This is a genomic window from Arcticibacterium sp., assembly GCF_055134445.1.
On record NZ_JBSRVI010000163.1, the window covers coordinates 15,311 to 35,981 of the forward strand.

The 20,671-nt window shown below is 36.8% G+C and carries 16 protein-coding genes; 2 read left to right on the forward strand and 14 right to left on the reverse strand.

The window, feature by feature from the left end:
• Positions 1-224: 224 nt before the first annotated feature.
• The 5 genes from ACTBZY_RS21535 to ACTBZY_RS21555 all read right to left on the reverse strand — a co-directional run bounded on the left by ACTBZY_RS21535 (position 225) and on the right by ACTBZY_RS21555 (position 4,420).
• Positions 225-677 (reverse strand): sll1863 family stress response protein, encoded by a 453-nt coding sequence (locus tag ACTBZY_RS21535; RefSeq protein WP_463048455.1) that lies wholly within the window; start codon positions 675-677, stop codon positions 225-227.
• A 47-nt stretch (positions 678-724) separates the two neighbouring features.
• Complete coding sequence (locus ACTBZY_RS21540; RefSeq protein WP_463048456.1) at positions 725-910, reverse strand: CsbD family protein; 186 nt, start codon at positions 908-910, stop codon at positions 725-727.
• Between the two features lie 159 nt (positions 911-1,069).
• On the reverse strand, positions 1,070-1,498 hold the full coding sequence (locus tag ACTBZY_RS21545; RefSeq protein WP_463048457.1) for a response regulator: 429 nt from the start codon (positions 1,496-1,498) through the stop codon (positions 1,070-1,072).
• The gene (locus ACTBZY_RS21550; protein WP_463048458.1) at positions 1,488-3,746 is read right to left on the reverse strand and encodes a PAS domain-containing hybrid sensor histidine kinase/response regulator; all 2,259 of its coding nucleotides are present in this window, start codon (positions 3,744-3,746) and stop codon (positions 1,488-1,490) included. The genes ACTBZY_RS21545 and ACTBZY_RS21550 overlap by 11 nt, the downstream gene beginning before the upstream one ends.
• Positions 3,747-3,853: 107 nt before the next feature.
• Complete coding sequence (locus ACTBZY_RS21555) at positions 3,854-4,420, reverse strand: helix-turn-helix domain-containing protein (RefSeq protein WP_463048459.1); 567 nt, start codon at positions 4,418-4,420, stop codon at positions 3,854-3,856.
• A 1,190-nt stretch (positions 4,421-5,610) separates the two neighbouring features.
• Here ACTBZY_RS21555 and ACTBZY_RS21560 point away from each other — a divergent pair.
• Both ACTBZY_RS21560 and ACTBZY_RS21565 read left to right on the forward strand, forming a co-directional pair.
• Positions 5,611-5,967 (forward strand): hypothetical protein, encoded by a 357-nt coding sequence (locus ACTBZY_RS21560; protein WP_463048460.1) that lies wholly within the window; start codon positions 5,611-5,613, stop codon positions 5,965-5,967.
• A 42-nt stretch (positions 5,968-6,009) separates the two neighbouring features.
• Positions 6,010-7,002, forward strand: a complete 993-nt coding sequence (locus tag ACTBZY_RS21565; protein ID WP_463048475.1) for a tyrosine-type recombinase/integrase — start codon at positions 6,010-6,012, stop codon at positions 7,000-7,002.
• 421 nt (positions 7,003-7,423) lie between these two features.
• Here ACTBZY_RS21565 and ACTBZY_RS21570 read toward each other — a convergent pair whose 3' ends face one another.
• Genes ACTBZY_RS21570 through ACTBZY_RS21610 form a run of 9 tightly spaced genes read right to left on the reverse strand, consistent with a single transcriptional unit; the run spans position 7,424 to position 20,618 of the window.
• Positions 7,424-8,167: an RraA family protein gene (locus ACTBZY_RS21570; RefSeq protein WP_463048461.1), complete on the reverse strand. Its 744-nt coding sequence runs from the start codon at positions 8,165-8,167 to the stop codon at positions 7,424-7,426.
• Between the two features lie 60 nt (positions 8,168-8,227).
• Positions 8,228-9,001 (reverse strand): SDR family NAD(P)-dependent oxidoreductase, encoded by a 774-nt coding sequence (locus ACTBZY_RS21575; protein ID WP_463048462.1) that lies wholly within the window; start codon positions 8,999-9,001, stop codon positions 8,228-8,230.
• A gap of 3 nt (positions 9,002-9,004) precedes the next feature.
• On the reverse strand, positions 9,005-9,850 hold the full coding sequence (locus ACTBZY_RS21580; RefSeq protein ID WP_463048463.1) for an SMP-30/gluconolactonase/LRE family protein: 846 nt from the start codon (positions 9,848-9,850) through the stop codon (positions 9,005-9,007).
• Between the two features lie 32 nt (positions 9,851-9,882).
• On the reverse strand, positions 9,883-11,073 hold the full coding sequence (locus ACTBZY_RS21585; protein ID WP_463048464.1) for an enolase C-terminal domain-like protein: 1,191 nt from the start codon (positions 11,071-11,073) through the stop codon (positions 9,883-9,885).
• Between the two features lie 13 nt (positions 11,074-11,086).
• Complete coding sequence (locus ACTBZY_RS21590) at positions 11,087-12,469, reverse strand: endo-1,4-beta-xylanase (RefSeq protein ID WP_463048465.1); 1,383 nt, start codon at positions 12,467-12,469, stop codon at positions 11,087-11,089.
• Positions 12,456-13,685, reverse strand: a complete 1,230-nt coding sequence (locus tag ACTBZY_RS21595) for an MFS transporter (RefSeq protein ID WP_463048466.1) — start codon at positions 13,683-13,685, stop codon at positions 12,456-12,458. The genes ACTBZY_RS21590 and ACTBZY_RS21595 overlap by 14 nt, the downstream gene beginning before the upstream one ends.
• 16 nt (positions 13,686-13,701) lie before the next feature.
• Complete coding sequence (locus ACTBZY_RS21600; RefSeq protein WP_463048467.1) at positions 13,702-15,855, reverse strand: beta-galactosidase; 2,154 nt, start codon at positions 15,853-15,855, stop codon at positions 13,702-13,704.
• A 9-nt stretch (positions 15,856-15,864) separates the two neighbouring features.
• Positions 15,865-18,693 (reverse strand): glycoside hydrolase family 2 protein, encoded by a 2,829-nt coding sequence (locus ACTBZY_RS21605; RefSeq protein WP_463048468.1) that lies wholly within the window; start codon positions 18,691-18,693, stop codon positions 15,865-15,867.
• Positions 18,694-18,704: 11 nt separating this feature from the next.
• Entirely contained in the window at positions 18,705-20,618 is a 1,914-nt protein-coding gene (locus tag ACTBZY_RS21610) for a glycoside hydrolase 5 family protein (RefSeq protein ID WP_463048469.1), read from the reverse strand.
• Between the last annotated feature and the right edge of the window lie 53 nt (positions 20,619-20,671).

Below are 20,671 nucleotides of genomic sequence, written 5' to 3' on the forward strand. Positions count from 1 at the left end.
CATGATAATTATATTTAAAAAATAGCCTGAAATTCTATCGAAATTTGGGATAGTAAATCTTAATAATCATCCCTTTATTACTTGTCAAAGTTGAACTTTTTAGGTATTCTTAGCCTTACATTAAACGGATATTTTGTTATAATATTCACGCTTTATATTGATTAGTACGTAAAAAAGGCTACATCAATTGAAGTAGCCTTTCTGTTCACTTTTCAAATACCCCTCTATTGATTCATATTTTTTTCTGCTCTATTGGAAATAGCTTTGCCTAAATCATCCATTTCTTTGTTGAAATCGGTTTTAAAGTTTTCCCACTTATCGTGAGCATTTTCTTTAGGTTCTTCAATTCTAAGTGCCAAATCTGCATTCTTAGCTTCTAGTTTTGCTAATTCTTTCTTATATTCGGCTAGATTCGTCTTTTTATTATCAATTCTTTTAGCTTTCAGCTCTGCTATTAGCTTATCATTTTCTGCGAGTTTCGCCTTGGCGTTCCGCATATAATTTTTATAGTCCTCTGTAGAATCTATTATCGCTTCTCTTAGGTCTGACGTGGCTTCTACCAAATCTGCATTTGCTTCATTTACATCCTCCACCTTTTTTTGGGTTGAGCTTGAGCAGCTTACTATTCCCAAAAACATAAATACGATTGCTGTTACCTTCATTTGATTGTTATTCATTTTATTTAAGTTTAATTCGGATTTCAAGCCGATAAAATCACAGCTTTTTATAACTCTGCCAAAATGGCTCTAATTTCGTCTTTGCTCTTTCCTAGCTTAACTTCAAGCCTGCCTAACAATTCGTCACTTTTCCCTTTTACGAATAATAAATCGTTATCAGTCAATTCTGCAAACCTTTGTTTCAATTTTCCTTTTTGTTCGTTCCAGTCGCCTTCTAATCCTAATCTGTTCATTTTATGAATTGTTTAATACTTAACAAATGTAGGGTCGTTGGGCAGTGATTATGTTGCACATAAATTGATAAATATTACAACTTTCACGCTTTTTTAAAACAAAAAAAAGACTGCCCTTTTGAGACAGTCCCCGATGAAGATTTTTTTATAAAATTGAACTTACAAGCGATCCATATACCAACTCAATTGTTTTTCTATTTTTTTAACGTTGAAGATATCGATGATAATTTTCTTCAGCCTCATAAACGAAGTTTCGCTCTTTATCACATAGTCTATAGCGGAATGATGCATGCAATCCACGGCCACGGCAATGCTATCTTGTGAAGAAAGCATTATAACAGGTACTTCTGGCAATATTTTTTTTATTTCATCTAATGTAGCTATGCCATTCATCGCATTTTTTTCGATGCCATCTAGATGATAGTCAAGAATAATTATATCAGGTTTTAGATCCAGACTAGCAATGCAAAGTTCACCCGTTGCGAAAGTATGAATGTCGAAATCAGCATTTTCTTGAAATTCTATTTCCAGTAACTTTAAATAAATGGCATCGTCGTCAGCCAAAAAAAGTTTCACCTTATTTTCCATTATTTGATATATTTAGCTTTTTCAATTCCATTTCCAATTCATGATACGACTGGGTACAGACATCCTCAATTTGTTTAAGTAGTGATAAAATACCCTCTTCGGATTCTTGCCTATTAGCGAAATCTTGAACCTTTTTAGCAATTTCCTCGTAGTCACGACTGATTCCCATTATTGAAAATGAAGGAAGCATTTTATGAAGTGTAGCATTTAACATTTTCCAATCTTTTTCTAAATAACTGCTATTCATAGCCTTGATTAATGTTGGCGTTTGTTCCAAATAAAGCAAGATCATTTCTTGCATCAACTTAGGATTTGACTTTGTTCTCGAAATCAAATAGTTCAAATCAATGCATAGGGCTTTTATGGGTTCCTTTATTTCTATTTCCTTCGTGGCACTGTTTAATTTACTCTTCTTAATTTGACTAATTATTTTGCGATACAATATTTTCTCATCCACTGGTTTAGAAATGTATTCATTCATACCTATTTGTTTACATTTAGATAAATCCACGGTGGTTACATCTGCCGTTAGAGCTATAATGGGAATGGTAGATTTCAACGTTCTTCGGATATATTCTGTGGTTTCAAATCCATTCATGACGGGCATTTGCAAATCCATCAAAATAATGTCATAATTATTCAGTTCCATTTTTTGAATAGCTATTTTACCATTAGAAGCTATATCGCAACCAAAGCCAAAATCGTCAAGAACAGTTCGCATAAGTAGTTGGTTAAGTGGAACATCTTCTACCACTAACACTTTGATATTTGAGAATTCGGTTTCAAGGGCTAAATGCGTTTCTTCTAATTCTACTTCTTTATCGGTTTTTTTAAACTGCAGGTTAAAACTAAAAACCGAGCCAACGTTGAGTTCACTTTTTACCTTTATGGTGCCACCCTGTGCCTCCACCAGTTGCTTCACAATGGCCAGCCCTAAACCCGTACCACCGTACAGTCGCGTACTGCCACCATTAGCTTGCTGGAAGTTCTCAAATATCTTATCCACTTCTTCTGCTTCTATGCCTATTCCGCTATCACTTATGGCAAATTCAATGTCAACAACATCGGAGGTTTCTTTCAATAATTCTACACTGACTTTAATATTTCCATTAGAAGTGAATTTGACCGCATTACTTACCAAATTTAGTATTATCTGATGCAATCGTACTGGATCACCTATTAAGACCTTCGGAATTCTTTCATCGTATTCCTTGATTAAAGTAAGATTTTTCTCTTGAATCTTGAGTTCAAAAAGGTGCAACATAGAAGCCACGGAAATAGAAAGTTTGAATGGTATTTGTTCAAAAGTCATTTTACCAGCATCCACTTTGGCCAAATCCAAAATATCGTTTATCAGCACTACCAGAGCATCACCACTCATTTTTATGGCCAATATATATTCTCTTTGTTTGGATGTCAATTCTGAGTTCAGCACCACTTTTGTAAAACCTATAATGCCGTTCATGGGTGTTCGAATCTCATGACTCATATTAGAGAGGAATTGCTGTTTGGTTTTAACCGCATTTTCCGCGACTATGGCAGCTGATTCAGCTTTTCGTTTGGCATTTTCGGCTAATTCTGTTGCCAATTCGGCAAATATTTTTGCTTCCGTCAGTTCCTTTTCAATGTTTTTTTGCTCAGTGATATCGCGTGCTACCACCACTACTCCTAATACCTTTCCCTGATCATCTTTATAAACCGACCCATTAAATAGCACATCCGTAAGTTTGTGATCTTTGATGGTCAGGGGCAAATCAGATACATAACCTAAATCATAAATTTTATCAAAACCTTTTTTTGCATCGTCAGGGTTTGTGAAATAACTAAAGAACGAAGTTCCTATCAGCTCTTTTCTTGATTTACCGGTTATTTCCAAACAGGCCTTATTCATATCCGATATTTCTCCTTCAGAATTTATTGTAAAAAGCGGATCAAGGCTCGCTTCTATTAGACTTCTTGCATAATTATCAGACCTCCTGCCTAAAATTCTCCTTTCTATTTCTTGTTTTTGTTTTTCCAGTTTTATATTGGCATCGGACACCTCTTTTGCTATTTTCTCTTTCTCTGCTCTTTGAAAATCTAGTTCATTATTTGCAATTTTAAGTTCATTAGCCCTATTTGTTTTTTCTATGGTTTGCACTTCCAGTTCCTCGTTGGCAATTATCAATTCCCTAGATCGCTTTTCATTCTCTTCCAATAAAAATACTAGCTTATCTTGAGCCTTTTTCAAATCCGCAGTATTTGGCATAGTATAATATTAAAATGATAGTTTAAAATTCAATGGCTGTTTTAGCATACTATTAATAAGTCATTTACGACAATAATGTAACCTTTTAGATGAAGTGATATTTTAACTCATTTACCAATATCTTCTATCGGGTTTCTCCGTTTAATTTTCAATTGTTTAAAATGGGATGGACTAAGCCCTGTTATTTTTTTAAACTGGTTAGATAGGTGAGCCACACTGCTGTAGTGCATTTTCCAAGCGATTTCAGTCAAATTAAGCTCATCATAAATGATTAATTCTTTGATTCTTTCAATTTTATGATTGATGATAAATTGCTGAATAGTGATTCCTTTTACCTCTGAAAAAACATTTGAGAGATAGGTATAGTCATAATTTAATTTTTCACTCAGGTAATCGGAATAATTGGTTCTCGGCAGCTCATCAGTATAATGAACCATTTCTATAATGACGGTCTTTATTTTTTCAATCAAAATTGCTTTTTTGTCGTCCATTAATTCTAAGCCATCTTCTCTTAGTGCTTTTTGAAGATGCTCTCGTTGCTCGATCGTCAATGATTCCATTATTTCTACTTCACCTAGATCCACCACAATAAAATGAAGTCCCATTTTTTTCAACTCCTGTTTTACCACCTTTTTACAGCGAAGACTTACCATGTATTTGATGAATAGTTTCATTTTTATTGTTTGGCTTATATCATCCAAAGAAATCAAACCAGTAACTTAGCTGTAAGTACTGGACATTAAGCGTCTTAGCCATTTATAATCATTTTAAATACTTCTTGGCAGGCCATCTATTTTTGAACCATAACTATCAAAAGGAGTAAGTTTTTCGGCCACCTCTTCGAATGAGTAGATTGCTAAATATTCCAGATAACAGGTCTATCAACCACCGCGAATGGCAAGTTTACTATTATAAGATGAACATTTGACTTCTCTATCTCAATACCATCGTTAGGTTTGTTCATTTTCAGCTAAGAGACTTTTTTTTAATTATAACAGATATTTAATTTATAATTAAAACCGTCTTTTTTGCCAAACAAAGTAAGTCACTAATTAATCGCTTAAGTTGTAAGATACGGAGTATTAGTTACATAAATCACACATTCTGAATAAGTAATGCTGTTTAGATCAAGTACAAACTCTGGGGGATTATTTGCTATATAAAATACAAAAGAGGGTATTGCATACCAATTGAGAAATATAGGTAGGATGGCATCCCTTTAAACCTGAAGCTTCACATTAAATAGAAAACTGGCAAAGCTATAGTAAATGTGGCATCTCATGCATTAACATTACTTTCAGTTTGATAATTAAAGTAATGTTCAAAGTCGAAATGTTTCGCGATTGTATGATGGTAAAAGTAAACAAGGGTGTCTGAAGTAAATATGAATAGGCATACCGTAAGAAATAACACGAGATACCTTAACACATTCAAAACTAATCTTCCATCATTAAATCCGATAAACGAAGCTTTATTCATATCTTAAGCTAATGTTTTGACCAACATTGTACCAGTAATATTTAGAGTAAAGAGTCAAAGTTAGATGTTCTGAAATTCGAAATATTCCATTTTTTTCAAGGTCCAATTCACATTAGCCCTGCAAAATTTCAGATTGCAAAAAACCGACTCATTTCTGAATCGGTTTTCGTAGAGACTCTTATCGGGATCGAACCAATGACCTACTGATTACAAGCCCCATAATCAGTAGGTCTCCTATTTATCACAACTTATCGATACTTATCATTAACAACTTATTATCAACATTTTACATGAAATATAACTTCCTAAATTATTAATTAATAATTTCTAATTAGTACATTTGTATTGCAACTTGTTATGCAACTAAACCAAAATACACAACCCAATGCCGACAGCAAAAATTTTCTTAGATACCAGAAAATCTTCCGAGAATAAAGGAATAATTAAGGTGTCATTAACACATAACAGAACACAACGTTTATATACAACAGGAATAAAAATAGACCTTGATGAGTATCAAAAATTTAATAGTGGCATCGGAAAAGATGGCATAAGTGGCAGAATAAAAAACCCTCGATTTATTGACCTCTACGAAATTCTTTATGGGTCTTTTAGAGATGGCTCCGAAACAGTCTCAGGTTACCATAAAAGAGCTGTAGAAATTATAGATAATCTAGGAAGTAAATTCACATTCGAATCCTTTAAATATGAATTTGATAATTACTCAAAGAAGCACCTTTAAAACTCTTCGAACGAAAATGATGTTTTCGTACTGACTGAGGGAATAATCAATAAACTTTGGAATGAAGACAGGATAGCAAATTCGAATTCATATAAGACGGCCAGTCAATCGTTAAAAAGGTTTTTGAGAGAAATGGATAAGCATGTTAGATCAGAACTGCTCCTCCCTCAGCCTCCGAAAGATGAAACAAAACCTTTAACACTGAGTTTTGAACAAGTTACTGTAAACTTCCTGAATCATTATGAGGACTGGATGTTAAAATATGGCAGAAAAAGCCAAAAGAAATTTGGACCAGGTTACCCGGCAAGTAGAACTACTGTTGGCATATATGTTCGACAAATCAGAGCTGTTTTTAATGAAGCCATAAGTAGAAAGATCACAGAAAATTATCCTTTTGGTAAAAGAGATTATGTCATCCCAGCAGGAAGAAACATCAAAAAAGCTTTAACTAAAGGAGAAATCAATAAAATACTTGATTATGTTCCTGATCCAAATACTTTAGAAGCACGCAGTCATGCTATTTGGGTTTTCAGCTACCTTGGGAATGGAATTAACGTTTCAGACATTTGCAGACTTAAGCAAATTGATTATGACGCAAATAATCGAAAAATCACTTTTGTAAGACAAAAAACAAAGAGGACCAATAAGTCCAATTTAAAAGAAATAGAAATTTATCTGGCAGACGAACATATTTCTATCATTCGAAACTTTGGAAGCACCAAAAGAAATGGAAACGCATATCTCATGAGTTTTCTGAATCAAGAAATGACAGAACTACAAATCATGAAAACTATTCAGCAAATCATCTTGATAACAAACAAATGGATGAAGAAAATAGCTGACAAATTAGGTATAGTCAGCCCCGTCACAACCTATGTGGCACGCCATAGTTTTGCCACTATTCTACTTCAATCGGAAGCTCCAATTGCATTTATATCAAAGGCACTTGGACATTCTAACTTAGCAACAACCGAAGCATACCTTGGTTCATTTGAAGATGATAAGGCCCGAGGGTATATGAAGGCTTTGAGATAGGACTATCGAAACTTATTGAAAACAAATCAACTCTTTATTACAAAGTTGAACCCTTTTATCAAATTATAACTTTTAGAAGGCGGCGTTAAAAACTCAAAAAGAGCCTATTTGAACTTTAAATCCCCATTAAATTTAGAATAAATTCAATGGGGATTTTAGCAAAACGTAAACTGCATAAGATAAGAATTCAACTTATTCAAGCAATCACCGGCGTAGCTAAAAAAAACGTGTTTAAAATTATTGCAAAACTAGGACATCTCCGTAATAAAACTGAGATGCCTAGTTTATCATTCCCACTCTAAAACATAGACCAACTCAAAAAAATATTAAAACTTTTGCTTCAAATTCATTTGGACTTTCTTCCAAAACTACTTTCAAATTATATGATGCATTTAAAATTCATCCTATAAGGCTGAAAAATCTAGAAATAACCTCCTCTCTCAGTTATTTCTCTAACGGTTTTTCCTTCTTTAACCCATCCAAATATCTTCTTTTCATTTTCTCTGATCTCTTCTGCTCTAATGAGTACATCATAAGCAATATTTCTGGGTACAATCAGAACACCATCAATATCCCCAATTACAATATCTCCAGGCTTAACCAGTACATCGTCAATTTTTATAGGAACTTGATAATCAGTAATCAGGCAACGCCCCAAACTCCCGTTAGAAATTCGGTATTCATAAAAAATAGGAAATTCGGCCTCTAATATTTGATGCGTATCACGAATACCTCCATCTATACAAGCACCTTTTAATTTTTTACCTTTAGCCGTTGCTGTCATCACACCTCCCCAAAGGGTCGCTTTCGAATCTCGACTCGTATCCCAAACCACGAAAGCATCCTCATACATATCATCAAGCATCTGCGTCCTAAATTCCATTTCTCCCGTTATTTTCACATTCGGAGAACTCTTCACGGTAAATGCAAAGCCAGCTACCGATTGATATTCACGCAGTGGCACAATCCTGCCAGACAGAGCCTGTTCCAACAGACAAAACTCACGAAGAACATCGTTAACCGCTCCTGTGTACAATGTTTCGTATCTGGCCAATAACTCTTTATCGGGAATCGGAAATGTAACAACCGGCACCTCTTCTCTGTTTTTTATTAAATCTTCAAGGTTCATCATACCAACCTCTTTTTTATATAATTCCGAACTCATAATTTTAATTTTTTAAATGTTTATTCTCTCCTTTCTTTTTTACCTCGTTTTTATTTAATCTCAGATGAGCAAATTCATGCCGCCATCCACAAAAATATCTTGTCCTGTGATATATCTTCCTGCTCCTGAACATAGTAATAAAGCCATGGGCACACAATCCTGTGGTTCTCCAACAAAACCTAAAGGAATCTTGGCCTCTACATTTTTTTTGTAATTTTCGTTTTGTAAGACTTCTTCATTCCTTTTTGTCCTTATAGCTCCAGGAGCTAAATTATTTATAGTCACGCCTTGGGATGCCAATTGTGGAGCCAAGTTTTTAACTATATTTACCTGTGCAGATTTCGTTGCTGCATAGACTATCATTTGAGGATGTGGGCGTACTTGTTGAATACTACCAATGGTGAGTATTCTACCCCAGCCTTTCTTTTGCATATCAGGAGACAGAGCCTGTACCAGCAAAAGAGTAGACCTGAGGTTAGTATTAACTTGTTTACTAAACTCCTCCAAATTCACATCCTCCCATTTCTTCCTAAACTGTACAGAAGCATTCAGCACCAGTATATCTATCACAAGCTGTTGCTCTATCAAAAAATCATTTAATTCACTTACGATTTCGGGTAGCGAAATATCATATTTGAACAAGAAACATGTTCCTGATTTCTTTTCTATCTCTTCCTTAGTTCCTTCTGCTTTATCATCTCCCGAAAGATAATTAACGATAACCTTAGCTCCTGCAGCGGCTAGCCCCAAAGATATGGCCTTACCAATCCCCTCACTACCACCCGTTACCAAGGCAACTTTTCCTGTTAAATCGAATATTTTTTCTATTTGCATAACTTATTTAAAATATACTGGTAAACCTTTACCCTGGGATTTGAAAGAAAGTATCTCACCGTTTTCAGCCTCTGTAACCACCAGTCCTAACCTACCTGACGGATCGAAAGCACAGCTGGTAGGCCTGCAACCTTTACAAAGAAGTTCTTTAACAATTCTTCCCATTTTATCATATACCAAAATCTTATGTTCATTGAATACTGTCACATACAAGTTCTCCTCGAAATCAAAGGCTATTCCATCTGGCCCCCAGGGTCCTTCCCCTGCCTTGGCAAATACTTTTTCATTTTTCAGAAAACACTTCTCTGCATCCCAATCAGCTATCCAAAGGGCTTGACGATATGTTTCTGAAAAAATAAGTTTATGACCATCATTCATAAAGGCCAATCCATTTGTAAAGTATTTATTGTCCGATACCACCTCCGCGGTGTCTTGCCCATTGGGTAACACACATACCGTAGAAAGTGGCTTTTGTCTACCATTAGCATGGTCAGAGAAAAGTAAATTCCCTTTCTTATCAAAAAGCAAATCATTCGGTTTTTGCAACCTGGTACCATCACCTAGATTACGACAAACTGTTTCCACACTTTCATCTAGTGAATTAAACTTTCTGATTTCTCCTCTTTCGCTATCACAAAACCACACATTACCCTCTAAGTCTAATATTCCACCATTTGGTGTACCGTCGACATAAAAACGATTCAAATTCAAACCATCCCATTTTGATAAACACCTCCCCTCAATTTCGACAAACCAAAGGTTTCCTTTTAAATCAAAAAAAGGGCTTTCTGGAAACATGAGCCCAGAGAGAAGTACATCATATGAAACATCTGTTTTTTCGAGATTCATTTTTTAATCACTAAATAATCGCAATTCAATATTTAAATACCACCTACCTTGGGATACCAGTCTTTACGGTAAGGATCCTCGTGAAAACGAGCATAATAATCTCCCATTTTTTCGAAATACTTCTCATATTTATCCATCTTATCTTCATCCAGTTCTACGCCTAAACCTGGCCCTTCTGGTACTTTTATTGCCCCATTTTCATATTTCATTTTACCACCAACTATAATATCATCTTCCAGATAATGGTAGTGGGCATCTCCTTCCATATTCATCGTAGGAATTGTGGAGGCAGTGTGGAGCATTGCAGCTAACTCGATTCCAAATTCTGCACCTGAATGCATAGCCACTCCCAGATTAAATGTTTGACATATTGCCACTAAATCTTTAACACCTTTGGGTCCTTCCCAATAATGTAAATCCGTGAGAATTATATCAATAGTATTCATGTGAATAGCAGGCCCTAGGTCATCGAACTTATTGGGATACATGTTAGTCGCTAAGGGTATTCGAACTTGCTCTTTAACCCTTTTCATCCCTTCTAGCCCCCAAGATGGATCTTCAAAATATTGAATTTCAAGCTCCTCCATTCTACGACCAGCCTTTACTGCGGTAGCCACAGACCATACACCATTTGGATCTATCCGTAAACCAAAGTCATTTCCTAGACGCTCACGACATAGTTGAAGAACTCTGACTTCCTCCATGGGATCCATCACCCCTGCCTTAAGTTTCATAGCTGTAACTCCAAGTGTTTCTTTTAATTCTACACAGAGGTCTGCGATGTCTTCTGCGGAGGAATCATTCCCACCTCCTGGTCTGTCATATCTCCAAAACAAATAGCCAATCATTGGTATTTCGTCTCGAAGTTTCCCACCAAGAAGTTTATGCATAGGAACATTACAAGCCTTGCCCATTATATCTAAACAAGCCATTTCAATGGCTCCATATAATCTAGAATTCGACAAATAATAAATACTTCTGAGAACCTTTAATTTTATAGCCTCTATTCCAAAGGGATCCATTCCAATAATTCTTGGTTTCAACTTCAACAAGGCTGCCCTTTGATCTCCACCGCCAACTTCCCCTAAGCCCACGATTCCTTCATCAGTAATAAGCTCAAGAACAGTCCTCATTAAGTACCCAGGATGAACCCCTGTATTGTGACGTAACATGGCATTCATTGGAATAGCCACAGTACGTACTTTCATATCAATAATTTTCATAGAATTTTGTTTATCAATTTAAAATAACCACCTGATCAGATGCACTTTTCTTACTTAGATTTAGTGTCTTTTTATATGTTTTTCCTCCTTTCTTAATCACCAATTCGTATTCACCATAAAAGCCTGTAAAGTGAGCTCTATTTTTATCTTCGGCTGTTTTTAACGTTACCTGTGTTTTCCATTCTTTATTTATCAGCCTGTCTAACACTTCAAAAGATGGCTTTTTACTAAAATCTCTATTTAGCAAACCACCCATCCATTTGTCTTCTCCCCTAACCACACTTCCATCAGCTCGTGTATACCCAGGAGCAGCAGTTTCATCTACCAAGTTCCACCAAACGATGGCTTCAACCTTAGGATGACTGAACCATAGTTTGTATAAATTTTCAGTCATTATAGCCTGATATTCTGGCCCTTTATCTGACAAAGACGACACCGTAATTTCAGTGACATGAAGTGGCAAATTAAAATCTGAATAAAGGTCAAGTGTCTTGTAAAGGGATTGCGGACTAAATTGTTCTCCCTTTAGAATTTTCCAGTAATCATCCTCACTGAAATTGTGATACTGCATTCCAATAACGTCCATTTTAGCACCTCTAAGTTTCATATTATCAATCAATAGATAATCTGCACTATATTCACGTCTATTGCTCCTTCCCCAAATACCTGTGGTGAAATTTAGAGTCAAATCATTGCTATAAGGAAAAAGACGTTCTGTTTCTTTAAATGATTTAAAAGTAAAGTCTTTAGGCATCAGTACATCTGGATGCCTATCTGTTACTTCGTTCACTACATCCCAAATCTGAATAGAATGCCCATACCTTTCTGCAATTTCTTCTATTCGCTTGCTTATTTTTTGTTCCATAATCTCCTCATTAGCCGGAAGCCATTTAGGAAGCGACCAACGTGGATTATCCCAAACCAAGGTATGCCCCTTTGGAGTTAGCCCATATTTGTCACTAAATTCAAGTACCACATCTGGTGCAGGTCGTCTATAAATCGATTCGCTATTTTTGTCAAATCGCAGCTTTCCTTCCTCTGGTTCTAATTCTGGCCAGTAGAATGGAACTGTAACAAAGTTGAAAAGTTGAGTGAAATGCTTTTCAAACAATTCATTCTCTTTGGGATCTTCAAAGCCTTTAACCATAAAACCATTGGCTCCAAAATAGAAGTCGTGCTTGGTCTGTTTGGCTTCAAAGCTAACATCATTTATAGGCTCACCACTTAGGTTTTCAAACCGTATTGTAAACCCTCCCATTCTGTTTTGCCTTATTCCATCTTCTATTCTTTGTTGGATATAGGGGTCATCCCAATTATCAAAGTATTTCTGAGATGGCTGAGCTAAAAGCCCCTGAAAAGCAAATACTAGTAGAGTAAGTAGACTAATTTTCTTCATAATAATCATTGTCAAAAGAGTATTTAATTGCGATAAAAATTAAAACAGCACCGATTAGATAGAAATAGGAAAGAGCAGACAGGCCAACGGATAAACCAGAGACCGTCTTAATCCAACCCAATAAAACCGGAGCGAAAGAACCGATAGTAAAAGCAAAAGCTAACATTAATCCCATTGACGACGCCCTGTACTTGGGCTCAATAACATCAAATAAGGCGGCGAATAAATTGGAGTCATATATTCCTCTAAAAAAGCCAAACAACCCCATGCCTATATAACACCACATCAAAGAGTCGCTTACAGCCAACATATAGATAAATGGTGCCCCAAGAAGTAAGCCGATTAACACAGTTTCCATCCTCACTCTTTTTCTAACAGCTGCAAAGTGGTCAGATAGTTTACCACCTACCATAACCCCTACAAAAGCAAAAAGATGATGGTAAAACATGGAATTGAAACCGGCCGACGAGAGTGACATATCAAATTTTTCGTGCAGGAAGGTTGGCATCCAGGTAAGGTATCCAATATTAACAAACACCATAGCTCCAAAGGCCAAGCTTAGAAAGTAAACAGTTTTTTTCGCCAAAATGGCCCTTAATATCTCCTTAAACTTCGGTCTTTCTTGGGTTAAATTTGTTGTGTCCGTTGGCGAATCCTTCAGTTTATAAAATACAACAATGGACCAAAGTACTCCTACACCACCAAAGACATAAAATGAAGAACGCCATCCATAATGCTCACCAATATAACCGGCAATAAACCCACTAGCCACAATACCAGTATAAAGTGAGGTTTGATGAATAGACAAAGCCATGGCTCTAGTCTTTTTGTGAAACTGACCAATTAACGAAGTCGCAGCAGGATAATAAAAAGACTCACCTCCACCAGTAGCGATACTTCTGAATAAGATAAGCAGAATCATTCCACTACTAAACCCTGTAAGCAGGGTTCCTAAACTGAACACTAAGAGACTGTAAAATACAATCCATTTACGACGTAGTAAGTCGCCAGCCAAACCAGCAAAAGGGACCAAAACACCATAAACAAGAGTAAAGATTGTAGCAATCAAACCAATTTGAATATCACTAAGGTTTAAATCTTCTTTGATCAGTGGGATAACCACATTGAAAACTTGTCGATCTCCTTGGTTCAAAAAGTATGCAAACCAAAGCAGTATAATTAACTGCCATTTGTAGGGTATAGTTATTTTTCTCATTTGAGTCTCTTAATTGTCATTTTATTTCTATTTCGTACCATACGGTTTCATAAGAAGGCCCAATTTCAATTTCGGAAGAGCCATTTCTACTTCTTTTTACTTTTACTTCACCCTTTCTATTACCTTGAGGATCTAATGCAAAACACCTTGTTTTTTTAGAAGATGAAGGGATTGTAATTTTTGCTGGTATCCCTTCAGCCTGTATTGGTCCTTCTCCCCAATTAGTAAGTCTTATTTTATTTTTCGGAAGTTTTTCAATCTCCATTCCTTTGTTTTCTACCAAGCCGGTTGCTGTCAAAAGAATACTTGTTGAGCTTTCTGACTCCCCTAAACCATTTCCATTTTGTGAAGTAAGAGATACTGTAGCCCATTCTAGTCTTGTTTTACCAATTTCGAGCTTTACTCCTCCTAGTTCTATAACTCTTCCTTCAGGAAATCCTGTGAACAATTTTGTATTGTCCGTATTTATTGTCCAATAAGCAGCTCCTTCTATTTCTCTATTCCAGGTAAGCTCTCCATTGCTACTACTTATTATTTTCTCATCCTTCGGAAACGATGAGGATATTTGTTTTTGAACAACAGGGTCTTCCGTCAAATCAACGCTCACTCTTTTCATTAAAGCCAACTCCTGTGAATACCCTGCCACGCCTATCCCAGCAGTAACCTTCCTTTCCCTAGCGAGTCCTTCGAAATAAGAACTATGATTTACTTTAGCCACCACAGATTCCTTTGCCTCGCTCACATCACCTCGTAAATAAATAGCGGCACATGCCGGCATATGAGCAAGCACATCGGTACGAGCTATCATATCAAAGAAATAAGTCATTGACTGCGGTTGAAAATCAAGCCTGTGGTTATAGGTATATTGAAATACCCCATCCCAGCCTTGCATACGCCCATAAGCTCTAAGCATAGGCTGCCCTTCTGCTCCATATTGATTTGGGAAAGGGTGGTTATATTCGCTAATGGTATAAGGTTTACCCTCTATACGCTGCACGGCCAAATCAGACATAAGACTCATGGAATTGACCATAGACACATTGCCTATTTCCCAATTAGGATTTACGGGACTAGGATGACACCAATAGGCATGTATATCTACATAGTCAAGTTCGGCCTGTAAAAAAGGCGAAGTATATCTTAATTGTGTACCAGAAATTACCGACTTAACACCAAGATCTTGTTTCAAATAATCGTACATTCCTGTCCAATAATTCCTTTCTATTTCATAAATAAACTTGTAAAAATCACGAACAAGTGGTGAATATTCTACAGTCCTATTGACTGTAGAAATCCTTTTCTCTTGATATTGATCCGATAATTCGTCCTTGCTCAAACCCCAAGCTTGGCTCAACTCCTCAAGAGAACTATATTCCTCATGAATCCAGTCATTCCATTGTTTTTGAAATTCAGAAGCGTAACGTTCAGGCAGCTTGTCAATATAACCTGACAAATATTGTCTAAAAAGTGCATTTTCATTATTTATCTCTACCATAGCTATAGCCGGGTCAACAGCATAAGACATGCCCGTGTATGGATTAATATGCGTCATTACATCTCTAGCAAATTCCTTTTGTAACTCAATCATCCTAGGATCAAAATTATCAAGTCCTTTATCTAAAGCTGGGCGTTGGTTTATTCCAGAAAACCCGTCTCTTTCGTCCATCTTTCTGGCGACATGAAGGTTCATATTTGTATAAATACCCACCTCCTTGAATCGAGATATCATATAATCCATCCTATCCATTTGTTTTGGATCCAAATTTCTTTGAGTATACGAATCAAGCGTAAAAATCCCTTGTTCTTTCTCTTCCAAAAAGTTGCCATAATCGCTGTCCATATAATGCAACCTCACGCAATTAATCCCAAACCTTGCCAATCTTTGAGCCAGTAAATCCGCATCTTCATGAGAAGGGAAGTTGGCAGAACCTGTTAAGTTTGTTGCATTTAACCATACTCGCCCTCGGTCATTCACAAAGTGCCCATCAGCTATACGAACAAAACCATTCTTCCCTGCTGGAGCATCTAAAAGATGCGACATGTTCGTCACATTCTGTGGTCCGTCATAGGATACAACGAAAGGAAAAAGTGGAGCAAAACCTCCTGATGAATTCTGCCCATGAGATTCCATTAGACTGCATATAAATAATAATACTAAAAAGTGTTTCATGGTTATTTTTTAAGGGTATAGTTTTTTCGTTTGTTCATCAGCATTCCAAGCTTTCACAGATAACTTTGTTAAGTTCTTCTTGTCTCTTTCTCTCCATTCTATATGTAGATCCATGATTCTCTCTTCTCCTACCCCTAACCAGAAGTAATTATCGTCTGTATAAAAACACCTTTTCTCGCCTACTATGTCTAAAGCGGTATTAAATGCCGGATTGATTCCCTTATTTGAAATTTTCACTCTCAAATGGGTCTGTCCGTCCTCTTCCTTTACAGACAGAATTTTCGTTTCAATCTGTGTTTTACTCATTTCTACTTCCTTTTTTAACCAAGGCCCTTTTTCAAGTATTGGCCACGGCTGTGGCGATTCTCGAAACTTTTTTGCAGTCACCTCATCATTCATCATCGAGAGTGTTCTAGGCCAATAAACCGAACGCGAAATCAATTCTCCAGCCCCATTTTTCAATTCCGCTAAAACAAAAAAGTAGTTATCATTCAGATTAGCTGGAATTTGAAATTCTTCTTTACCTATTTCGGTTACGGTTGAATTACCAGCCAACTTGTTTGCTTTAAACTGTTTACTGAAAAGCTTTTCGAATTTCGAGTTAAGTACTTTAAGTTCTACGCTGTATCCCTCTAATTCCTCATCATGACTATTTATTACAGCCACTTCTAATGGTATTTTTTCTCCACCCTTCAATAATAGATTTTCCAACCTGACCAATACATGTACTGGTTCATAAGTTCGTTTCAAAAAGTAATAAGGAGCCGAAGGTTGCCCAAAACCATCCACCAAATGAATAGCAGACACCACGGGCCAAGGACGTTTGAAAACCCAAGGTAATAAGCCTGTAGTAACAGGATAATTTCCCTGCATAAGATCAGACATTACTTGATAAAATTCGCCCGCACCAACTTGAGAGGCTTCTGCAATAGACTCCAACGAAGGATTTTGCATATCATCGATATGAGATGCTCTGCTCATCATACGTGGAATTCGATTAGCCTGAAATTCAACAAAGTGATGCAAAAACTCAGGATGATTATCTTTAAACGAATCGCTATACATATCACCTAAATTTTGGAATTCTTTCGGGTTTATCACCTCATATAAAGACTGTGGTTCCGTTATGCTGTGCATACCACTTTCTGCAATAAAGGGAACTGATTTATATTCTCTGAGATACCATGTTGGATCCATATCTGGATAGGTATGAATACTACCTTCATCTGGGCTAGCTCTGCGAAAAGGCCTTGTTCCATCAAACATTTCTAATGACCGCTCTAGAATCCCCGTTAATGCAGAATTCGCTTCGGAATAAGCGTTATATTCATTTCCACCCGAATGAACAGCTAAAGATGGATGATTTCTTAAACGATAAATACTCCACATTACTTGCGATTCAAAAACATGGAGAGGAAACTCTGGTGCCTCCCAATTAGCCATTGAGTACTCACTCCAAACCATTATACCCGCCTTATTACAAGCTTCATAAAAAGCTTCAGTCTCAATTAAACCGGCACCCCAAATTCTAAAAATTTGCACTCCTGCATTTTTGGCTACTTGAGCTAGCCATTCATATTTTTCAGGAGGTAAATCCAGCAACACATCCGCAGGCATCCAATTGACACCCTTCATGAAAAATGGCTTCCCATTCACTACAAATTGCCAATTGTCCCAGAAATCGCCAACCTGAGGCCCTGCACTTTTAATAGTTTCAATTGTACGGATACCGTAATCAAAACCAATACGATCTAGTATCGCTCCTCCAACTTTTAGAGCTACATTTACCTTATACAGATTTTGTTCCCCCATGCCGTTGGGCCACCATAACTTTGGATTAGATATAGAGAATTCTCTGCTAATCCAGTTTCTTTTTTCAAACAAATCAATTGGCCATTCTTTTTGTATTTTTTCTCCATCCGAATTTGTCATCTCAACAATAAGAAATACATCCTTCAGGCCTTTTTCTACCGCAAACTCTTTATAAAGATGTTCGCTATAGAAACCCTTTTTTCTTAAATTTGCCTGAGTCCATGGATGCAAATTGTACTGCAGGGATTGCTGGTTGTCAAATAATTCGATTTTAAGTTCAAGCGAGACCTCACCCTTGTCATTAATTTTAGTAATCAAAAATGGTCTTTCGAGGTGCATTTTGGGCACAATCTCCAATCGAACCCCTTGCCACATGCCGACCGTAAAAAAAGGTTCTGCACCTACTGCACCAGTAAACTCCCATCCTTTTATAACATTTGCCGGATTGCGACGTCCAGCCTCTCCTTTTTCTCTAGTTTCTTTTCCAGAACGAACCTCCACCAATAATTCATTCCCTTCCTTTTTTAGCAATTTGCTGACTTCAACAGCCGGTCCTCCGTACATTCCTTGATGATTTCCTAAAAGCTTACCATTTAACCAGACTTTCGAAAAGTAATCTACACCGTCAAAAACAAGCATTGCATAATTTTTACCAATCCCCTCTTTCAGGTCAAAGGACTTTTTATAATACCAAACTGAATCCTCTACCCATTCATAAAGTTCTGAATTCAAATGTGCGTACATATTAGGAAGTTTCCCCGCCCTATACAAAGACCAGTGAACTGTACCGCCGGGAACCTCTGTCTCAATCCAATTGGTTACTGCATCCAGTTCTTCAATCTGAGAAATACCTTTATCCTTGTATCCAAGCTGCCATTTCCCGCTAAGTTCAATATGCTGCTCTCCAGTTCTAGGACTTATATAAAAGGGTTGAACAAGATCTGTTTCATCCTGTACCTGAGCCTGCAATGTTATTGAAGAAAAAAGAGCTAAAAAGAGACATGCTATTATTTGAAGGTTTTTCATATTGTATAGTATTAGCGTCTAGTTTTTATTTGCCCATTAAAACCAAGATGAACACGTCCTATCCATGGAAAAGTGTTTTGTGCATTTGCGTTGCCGGTCAATAGCTTCACATAAGCCGTCCCTTCTGGTAGAACTGGTACTTTATAGATGTACTTATCCACAGAGTTGTCTTTCATTCCTGAAATTTGGCTCGCATAAGCCTCCCTATGTGTTTTAAGAAGAGAGCCCTCCGGTAAAGATTTCCAAATTTCTCCATCCATAGAAAACTCTATATCCAGTGTTTCTTCCTCATTACCAAAAGCAAAAACCTGAATCCATTTAATTTCATCAGCACCATAAACTATCTCTCCCGCATCACTTTGCATTTCTCTTTCCACTTGAAAAAAATCTTCTTCGGTTTGTCTTAACCGTGGCCATGATTCCTTAGAGATCTTAAGATTTGGACTGGATGAATAAGTTAAAGAAAAGTCTTCCATATTATCCATAACCATCTTTACCGCAGGCCTAATTGGCCCTATTACATTAGAAGCTAGTGAAACCCCGGATTCATTCTTGCCAAATACCCGATAGTAATAGGATTGGTTCGGAACAATACCTGAATCCGTGAATAATGGATAGAAGTATAAATCATAGCTTATATCTATATCTCCACTCACATTATGCCAGGGACCTAGAGGACTTACCGCACGTTCAACATTATAATATCTTGCACCTGGCGAACATCGCCACTTTAAGGCTACAGCATCATTACGTAGTCCTTCGAATAAAAATGGAGCGTCAGAAGGTGCAGGTATGGGAGGAACCTTTTCCCCTCTTATCTTATATCCATATTCTCTAATTTGCATTAGATTGCCACGCTCGTTAAAATATTCTCCGCTATCAAACCCTGGCCAACGACTACCACCCCAAGAGTAAGCATGAAACAATGCATGCCCTCCGATGCCTCCATTATATTGTGGTTTCATGAGACTCCATAGCAATCCACCACTTGTTCCAGTTTCTAGTATCTCTTCCAAGATTTCAGTAAAACCTTCTAGAGCCTGAAATTCGTCAATATACATTGGTCTTTTCCCCTCACATTCAGCCCATAATTCAGAAACTGAGTTTCGGTAATTCGGGTATTGACGAGTCTTAACTATATCCACAACGGCTATATTCTGAACAACATCGTCTACAAGTTCACGCATTTGCTTTATCCCATTAGCACGCCTCGGGTCTGCTATAAGCTGATTAGGAGCAATAGCTTTCATGTACTCTCCCATTTCTTTAATCCACGGCCCTTGCTTGTTAGGCACTTCATTACCAAACTCCCAGGCCATAATAGCCTTATCTTCTTTATAAGGGACACCTGTGTAATAGTTCTTTCGATTGGCGAATGTTTTTAGTAAATCCTTAAAACCAGATTTCACTTTTGGATCTTTATAGAAATCACCTCCTCCGTAAAGATTTGCAAAGTCATGTGTTCCGCCCCAATATTTATTTTCTTTAACCAAGCACAGGATAATCCGGATATTATATCTATTGCATAATTCTAGCATTTTGTCAATTCTACGAAAAGCCCTTTCATTATACTCACCTGGACCTTCAACTAAAGCTTCAAACTCTCCTAAGCCATTATTAACTGTAATTCCCCAATTTCTAGTAACAGTTACCCCCATCTGATCCATATCCTTGAAATGTGATTCCATCTCATAGCTTAGCTCCATAGGGTCATAGATATAACCACTGGATGGGTTAGTATTTTTATACCCATCATAATGACCATTAATATTTGGGGCATTTACCGCAATGAACCGAAAGGTCTTCTCACCATCTTTCAACTTGTCCCCATCTCTTTTAATGAAATGATCAAAAGCAAAAGCATTTAAAGCGAGTAAAAAGAATAAAGTAGATATAACAGAAAACAAGATTTTCTTTTGTCTCATAGTTAGTACAGGGTTTAGATTAAGTATTGGAATACACAAACAATACCCCATGC